This is a genomic window from Pectobacterium fontis, assembly GCF_000803215.1.
Classification (GTDB): domain Bacteria; phylum Pseudomonadota; class Gammaproteobacteria; order Enterobacterales; family Enterobacteriaceae; genus Pectobacterium; species Pectobacterium fontis.
In genome coordinates, this window is the sequence record NZ_JSXC01000037.1 from 74199 (window position 1) to 80963 (window position 6765).

7 protein-coding genes are annotated in these 6765 nt (G+C 37.5%); all 7 read right to left on the reverse strand.

Annotated features, from left to right (window positions below; all coding sequences use genetic code 11):
- Nucleotides 1–381: 381 nt before the first annotated feature.
- On the reverse strand, nucleotides 382–1119 hold the full coding sequence (locus OI69_RS13930) for a hypothetical protein (RefSeq protein WP_039351579.1): 738 nt from the start codon (nucleotides 1117–1119) through the stop codon (nucleotides 382–384).
- Nucleotides 1120–1125: 6 nt separating this feature from the next.
- Nucleotides 1126–2349, reverse strand: a complete 1224-nt coding sequence (locus OI69_RS13935; RefSeq protein WP_052198382.1) for an integrase domain-containing protein — start codon at nucleotides 2347–2349, stop codon at nucleotides 1126–1128.
- Between the two features lie 302 nt (nucleotides 2350–2651).
- Complete coding sequence (locus tag OI69_RS13940) at nucleotides 2652–3011, reverse strand: hypothetical protein (RefSeq protein WP_039351581.1); 360 nt, start codon at nucleotides 3009–3011, stop codon at nucleotides 2652–2654.
- A gap of 18 nt (nucleotides 3012–3029) precedes the next feature.
- Complete coding sequence (locus OI69_RS13945) at nucleotides 3030–3317, reverse strand: type II toxin-antitoxin system RelE family toxin (protein WP_039351583.1); 288 nt, start codon at nucleotides 3315–3317, stop codon at nucleotides 3030–3032.
- Nucleotides 3317–3556 carry a type II toxin-antitoxin system RelB/DinJ family antitoxin gene (locus OI69_RS13950; protein WP_039351585.1) on the reverse strand — a complete coding sequence of 80 codons (240 nt, stop codon included), beginning with the start codon at nucleotides 3554–3556 and terminating at the stop codon, nucleotides 3317–3319. Before OI69_RS13950 ends, OI69_RS13945 begins: the two co-directional genes overlap by 1 nt.
- Before the next feature lie 279 nt (nucleotides 3557–3835).
- Entirely contained in the window at nucleotides 3836–5038 is a 1203-nt protein-coding gene (locus OI69_RS13955) for a hypothetical protein (protein WP_039351587.1), read from the reverse strand.
- Nucleotides 5039–6241, reverse strand: a complete 1203-nt coding sequence (locus tag OI69_RS13960) for a hypothetical protein (protein ID WP_039351589.1) — start codon at nucleotides 6239–6241, stop codon at nucleotides 5039–5041.
- Between the last annotated feature and the right edge of the window lie 524 nt (nucleotides 6242–6765).

Genomic DNA, 6765 nt, shown 5'->3' on the forward strand with positions numbered 1-6765 from the left:
AATGCTGATTGATCAATTAATTTATCACTAAAGTGATGGCCGAGAAAATATTTTTCAGGGTATAGAAATTCAGATGGACCTCTTATTTCAAATACATAGCCGCCTCCGAATCCAATATCAGAAAACGTTTTCTCATTCGGATGGGTTAGTAGTTTTTCTTGAGAGTTTGTTGTAATATATTGATCGTGCTCAAAGTTAATCCACCTTTCAGTGCCACCATGGAAATAATATTTATCTGCTACAATGTGTTCATTATCAGGATAGATATTTGATATGTATTTTCTATCTTCTTCATTTGAAATAACTATTGTTACGTCTTTAGTGATCGTTTTTCTATTTTTCTCTGAAACATCTATAGGAATCCATGCAAGTTGCGATGAATTATAAATGCATCTTATATTCCAAAAATATAATATGAAATCTAAATTTTATTTTTTTTGAAATAAATGCATATTTTTTTCCTTTTTCATGAAAGAAATTTTTAGGGTTGTAATTGATATCAAAAATACTAGAAGAGCTACTATATGCAGAACCTATACTATTAGTTAGGTTATGGTATTTTATATCATTATCGAAAAGGATTTTATAAATATCAGGCAATTCATCAACACAGGATACGATAACTTCTTGGAAAATTGATGGCATACTTTTCAATTGAACAAGGTTTTTTTTGTTTAGTACTCCATAATTCAAAACCAAAAATAATGATTCTGGAGTAGGTTCAAGTTTTGAGTGTGAAAAAACTTTTTTTGGGATTAACGTAGGGTCTTTAGACGCCAGATAAGGTGTTCCTGTGAAGGTGAATATTGGTGAGCCGAATTTATTTAAATTATAATTAGAGGATTTTGAATTGTATGTGGTGGTGTTAAAATGTTCAGATAAATCTAAGTCATTCAGTATGGAATAATTAAGAATGACGTCTGGGTCGTAACGATTTACAAACTCTTTGGTGTTTTGTGAAAATAATTTATCATTAGTGGGAAGAATTAAGTTTATAACGCCATCAATTTCAATCATTAGATGGTTGAAAATATCGTAAAAGGTTTTTATATCGTTCTCGTCGATAATGAAAACTTTGCGGACTGGCCTGATTTTTGTAGTTACGAAGGAATCAAACATACATAATTAATCCTTGTTAGGTATAATCTTTAGGTTAACAAGAGGAATATTAACTTTATCTCCCCACCAACTCATTAACTCAACTCTTTGTATTAAATAAGTCGAACGATTATAAGCTCTCCGAACTTCATTTTTATCGCAATGCGCTAACGCCGCTTCGATCACATCAGGGTTAAAGCCAGCTTCATTCATGGCGGTGCTGGCTATTGAGCGTAATCCATGTGCGACCAGTTTGCCACCGTAGCCGATGCGTTTTAATGCGGCGTTGGCGGTCTGGCTGTTCATGGGTTTTTTAGGATCGTTACGGCTGGGGAATACGTGTTCGCGGTTGCCGCTGATAGGGCGCATGATGTCGAGTAGTTCCAGTGCTTGATTGGAGAGCGGCACAATATGATCGCGCTTGGCTTTCATTCGTTCAGCCGGAATACTCCACGTTCTTTTCTCTATATCGATCTCAGCCCATGCCGTGGCTGAGGCTTCTGCTCGGCGAATCAGTGTCAATAGCTGCCATTCTAATAAGCAGCGGGTCGGAATGGACAGATTAGACATAGCAATGGTGCGCATCAGTTTGGGGAGTTCTTCTGGCCGGATAGTCGGCATATGCTGCTTTTTAGGGCGCTCAAAGGCCATACCAATGCCAGAGGCGGGGTTAGCGTCAATCAGCCCCGTGTTTACCGCATAAACCATGATTTCATTGATACGCTGTACCAAGCGTCTGACGGTTTCTAGTGCGCCACGGGCTTTAATTGGCTCTAGCGCCTGTATCAACGTGCGGGCTTTGATTTCCTGTACCGGGATGTTCTCAATTGCCGGGAGCACGTCTTTTTCCAGCGATCGCCAAATGTCTTTAGCGTGATCGGCGCTGACATTCGTCTGTTTCAACGTGAACCAGTTACGCGCCACATTGATGAAGACGCTTTCTACCGCGATTTGCGCTTCTTCGACTTCTTTAGCCACTTTTTCCTGTGGATCGATACCTTTGGCTAACAAAGAGAGTTTTTCGTCTCTCATTGCGCGGGCGTCGGCTAGTGATAACGCTGGGTAAGCGCCAACCCCGATCATGGTGCGCTGGCCGGTTGTTGGTTTCTGGTAACGGAACCGCCACAGCTTTTTCCCGGTAGTTTTGACTAATAGAAATAACCCGTTGCCGTCATGCAACGTCAGATCTTTGTCTGCCGCTTTGGCCTTTTGTACTTCAGTGTGGGTGAGGGGGCGGGTTGTCCGTGCCATGAGGGAATCCTTTGTCATTGGTATACACATGCAATTGGTATACGCCTTTTGGTATATATCCTACCGTATACCAATTCGTATACCAATAATCTCTGGATTCAGGCGAATAACGTCGGACAATTATGGACACAAAAAAGCCCGCAGGGCTGGGGGAAATTGAACTTTAGTCATAAGTATATGTTTTAATTTATTTTAAACTGTTGTTATTTTTGTTCATATAACTAAACGTATAACTAAAACAAAAAGTCACTCTGAAAAATAGTCTGCATATGGCGATAGAGTCTCGTTTGATACGCCGATTTTTAGCGCTGGGTGCTCTGTGCATTTAATTTTGCTTTACGACGCTCCAACGCCATCATTTTGCGTGTGTGCTGCCATAAAATCCCATCGAGCAACATAAACTCACGCCATTCGGCTGTACCCAAAGAAAGAGATCTGTGCATCAACTCGCCGACACGTTCAGCAAGAAGCAGGTTTCTTACTCGTAGCAATTGCAACGGCGTGAATCGCCCATCATCACCCGCCAAAGGAAAGAATGCCTGGCGGCTACGTTCCCCATGTTTCACCGCATTGGTGTTACCAACGGGAGCACCTGCACCGGTACGTTTTCCTCCCCAACCGGACGATCTTGATTGTTGGTTGTGTTTTTTGTTGTCTTTCATGGTTGTGTGAGGGCTTTACTAGCGTAATCTTTTTATTGCATCGTCATATGCTTCGGAGCGCTCACGTTTGCCAACTGACACAACAAAAACCACCACTTTTTCATCTTGAACCTGATAAACCAACCGATAACCGGCAGAGCGCAGCTTTATTTTGTAGCAGTCCGGCATACTCCGTAATTTGTTGGCTTCGATACGTGGGGCATCCAGAATGTCGGCCAGTTTCTTTTTGAATTGATTACGAATAGTCTCGCCCAGCTTGCGCCATTCCTTTAGTGCGCGTTCGTCAAAATCCAGAAAGTACGACATTAAAGATCATCCAGTGTCACGCGTACTGGTTTGGGGTTACGAAGACGCTCACGAACAATTTCAATCAATTCAGCATCTTCATCACTAAGTAATGCTTGCTTAAAGGGAAGTCGTTCATTTTCAGCAATGTATTCCAGTGTAAGACGCAATGCTTCTGAAGGCGTAACTCCCAATTTTTCGAGTGCGGCGTAGGAACGCGTTTTAAGATCATCATCGATACGGAGGTTAATGCTGCCCATAGGTCTCACCTTTGTAATTACGTTTGTCTTTACTTAGTATCACTCTTTTCTTACTTAGGGGCAAGACTACACATACTTTTTTAAAGGTAGAAAGCACCTTCCCTTTCGAGGGAGTAAAGATGTCTGTACTAGCAACTGGTATCAATTTTTATTAAGAGCTTATGAAGTGCGACAATGATTATTTTTTAATACTCATTACATTTTAAATAAACTTCATGAAATATAATAATGAAATTTACATAACAAAGAGATGAATATATATTATTTTTTTTTTGTTATTTAAGCTGGCGCTGAGTTTCTAATGTCATCTATTTTTTTTGCAATCTCAAATAAATTTCTTAATTGAGTGTTAGAAAACAACTGCTTAGTGATTTCATCGATTAAAGTTTCTCCAAATTCTACGATGAAGATTTCTTGCTGAGAATCAAAAATAAACTCCCCTATCTTGTTATGAGCTATTGAACACCTCATTCTATAAATCCAATATGCAGCAATATTTAAAATATCTTTTCTGTATTCATCAGCGGTTTTACTATTTCCGAACTTAGATTTATAATTATCATAGGAAGCATTCGATGCTGAAATAATTTCAATGAATCTAGACCATCTTACAGGGTCTTTCAGTGGGTTGCTATCTTTTGAGTAGTGTTGAAAAATATCTTTAGCTAAATCTAAAAATGGAATTAATTTGTACATTGAATCCAGGATTCCTCCTATTTCTGTAACGTAATCACCCATTAAGTTTTTAAGTGAAGATATTTCCTCTTTGTCATAAGACAGCATTATGTTTCGGAATTCTTTTATAGACGGTGGTAAGGTTTTTAATTTAATAACACAGACGTAATCATATAATAACTCTAGAAGATGATATTTTTTTAAGAAACGATCAAAACCATTGGTGGAGTTAATTGCATCAATTAACTTAGATGTATGTTCTCTTGTGGGAATGTGTAAGCCTTTGATTGCTCTTATTTTAAATTTATCATTTGAATAAGGTAAAGTTACAGGAGTGTGGCTAAACCCTCCCCATAGAGGAGCGGTATCCTGAAAATTATTAATATAATCAAGCTCAAAGTTTTCGTTCAATAAAATATATGACTTAGAAAAACCTGGAGTGAATGATAGCGAATGCAAGCAACTATTATCTTCATCTCTATTTAATTCGCTATCTACGATAGAACAAATATATTGAGGAATGGTTAAAGAATCGAACTCAGTGCTTACTTCATTTGTGCTAAGGCAAATGACTCCCATCTCAGTATCGAGATCATCACATAATATAATATCTGATGAAGCACTGATAGATGTCGACGTTATTTCTATTGGCATTATTCTATATTTGCCAGAGAACCCAACATCTATTTCTTCATTTAATTTAATAACTGTAACATAGAGTTTATCCGTTTCTTCGACAGAAAAAGACAGTATAATATTATGAGAATTTATTACATTCTCGAACTCATTGAAATTGTTAATATTCATTTATTCCGTTGCCATTTTCCAGCATTCACTAAAGACCGTAGTTCCTTCATCTCTAAAATACTCTTTGAATCCATTGAGTATTAATTTTCTAGTTGCATATCCAACGTTACTTTTCCTTGGATCTATGTCTTTTTTACTAATATCGAAAGTAATAATTCCGAGGGGATCAAAATTATTAGAAAGAAAAGAATTTTTTAGTTTTCTGAGGCCTTCAGAAACTCGGTCTTGCCTACCTGTTTTTATAAACTGAGATATTGAACAAAATAAACCAAGCATGACATTCTCAGAACCAAGCCAAGATTTAGCTCCTTTGAATGATTCCAGATTTGAAATTTCCTTTTCAATTTCCGGGCTATTTCTCTCATCCTTAGGTAAACTAGTTAAATAACTTAGTCTATTAGAATCATAGTTATTTTCGTAATATGACCAAGCCAGGGAATCAATTTCTTTTATTTCCTTGAAGTATTGTATGAATCTCTCGAATTTTTCAGTGTGCTCACTTTCTTCTGCGTCCATGACATTATCTTGGATTAAAGATCTTGCGATGACATCATCTTTATCTATTTCAGTTGTTTCCATTAAAAAAGCTTGATACGAAGAGGCAATTATGCCTAATGGATATTTGTTACTTTGAGTTCTTCTCTGCTGATCTCGCTCAGCAAAAATATCAATATCTTCAATTTGATGAGATATTATCTCCTTCAAAGACATAAATAAAAGTTCAATTTGATGCCTTACTGACATTGCCTTTTGGCCTGCATTTAGAACTATCATTCTATAAATTAACTTGCTCATGTCAGACTCAAGCCAAAATTCTAATAATACCTCTTGTTCCTCAGGAAATGAATGCCCCTCTTTTAAAATTTGCTTAAGTATAAGTGTTCTTTGAAGCCCATCAAGAATATCAGCGTTATCCTTTTGTTTCAAATGTTCAGCTAATTTAGGTGTATCATCTAAGTGAGCAATAATTTCATCAACTTTATGTAATTTCACAGAAAGAGTGATAGATGGTAGCAATGCCCCTGCTATAAGGTCACTTTTCAATCGTGCATATGCTTTGTGATTTTCTTTTCTTCTTTGTATGAAAAAACCTTCAAAGTCATCACCAACAAGCTCAAGATACTCTGAGATAGAACATTTACAGTACACAACATTTGCGCCTGTTCTATGATCTTTTGTTTTTCCTAATATATTGAATGCCATATCAACCTCGTGGCTTAATTTGGGTTAAAAGAAGTGTGTTTCATTATATAATGATTTAATTTATAACTAATTAGATTGTAAATCAACTAGTTATTAGCAAGCTATAATATCGTGCATAAGGTTATGCACGCATGCTTAAATTTTTACGATTAAGCACAGGGACATTGAAGCCAAGCTTCCTGCTAAAGTCCTGTTAGAGCATGCTTCTCACAGATTCTATCGATCTTTAAATACTGCAATCCCGCCGCGCCGACCACGAAAAAACCATAGCATTTCGATACATGCGTACCGACCAAAAAATTGATTTCAAATTGAATAAAATGAGGCATGGCAAGGGTTGCAGCGTAGTTCGCAGTTCGCACAGAAATACGTACCAACTGCGAACCATATTGCGAATTTTATCGTAGCAGCTCAGTTTCATTTTGCGTACTTGCTCGCTGGCAATGGATTAACACGGCATGATTTTTGTGTGCGCAAATTCTTATAGATAAGCAAAAGTGGGTAGGTTCGGTAGGTTCAGTCGG

What these genes read in the sequence shown, in the direction of transcription:
- OI69_RS13935 (WP_052198382.1), bottom strand. Translation starts at nt 2,349, where the DNA reads ATGGCACGGACAACCCGCCCCCTCACCCACACTGAAGTACAAAAGGCC.
- OI69_RS13945 (WP_039351583.1), bottom strand. Translation starts at nt 3,317, where the DNA reads ATGTCGTACTTTCTGGATTTTGACGAACGCGCACTAAAGGAATGGCGC.
- OI69_RS13955 (WP_039351587.1), bottom strand. Translation starts at nt 5,038, where the DNA reads ATGAATATTAACAATTTCAATGAGTTCGAGAATGTAATAAATTCTCAT.
- OI69_RS13930 (WP_039351579.1), bottom strand. Translation starts at nt 1,119, where the DNA reads ATGTTTGATTCCTTCGTAACTACAAAAATCAGGCCAGTCCGCAAAGTT.
- OI69_RS13950 (WP_039351585.1), bottom strand. Translation starts at nt 3,556, where the DNA reads ATGGGCAGCATTAACCTCCGTATCGATGATGATCTTAAAACGCGTTCC.
- OI69_RS13940 (WP_039351581.1), bottom strand. Translation starts at nt 3,011, where the DNA reads ATGAAAGACAACAAAAAACACAACCAACAATCAAGATCGTCCGGTTGG.
- OI69_RS13960 (WP_039351589.1), bottom strand. Translation starts at nt 6,241, where the DNA reads ATGGCATTCAATATATTAGGAAAAACAAAAGATCATAGAACAGGCGCA.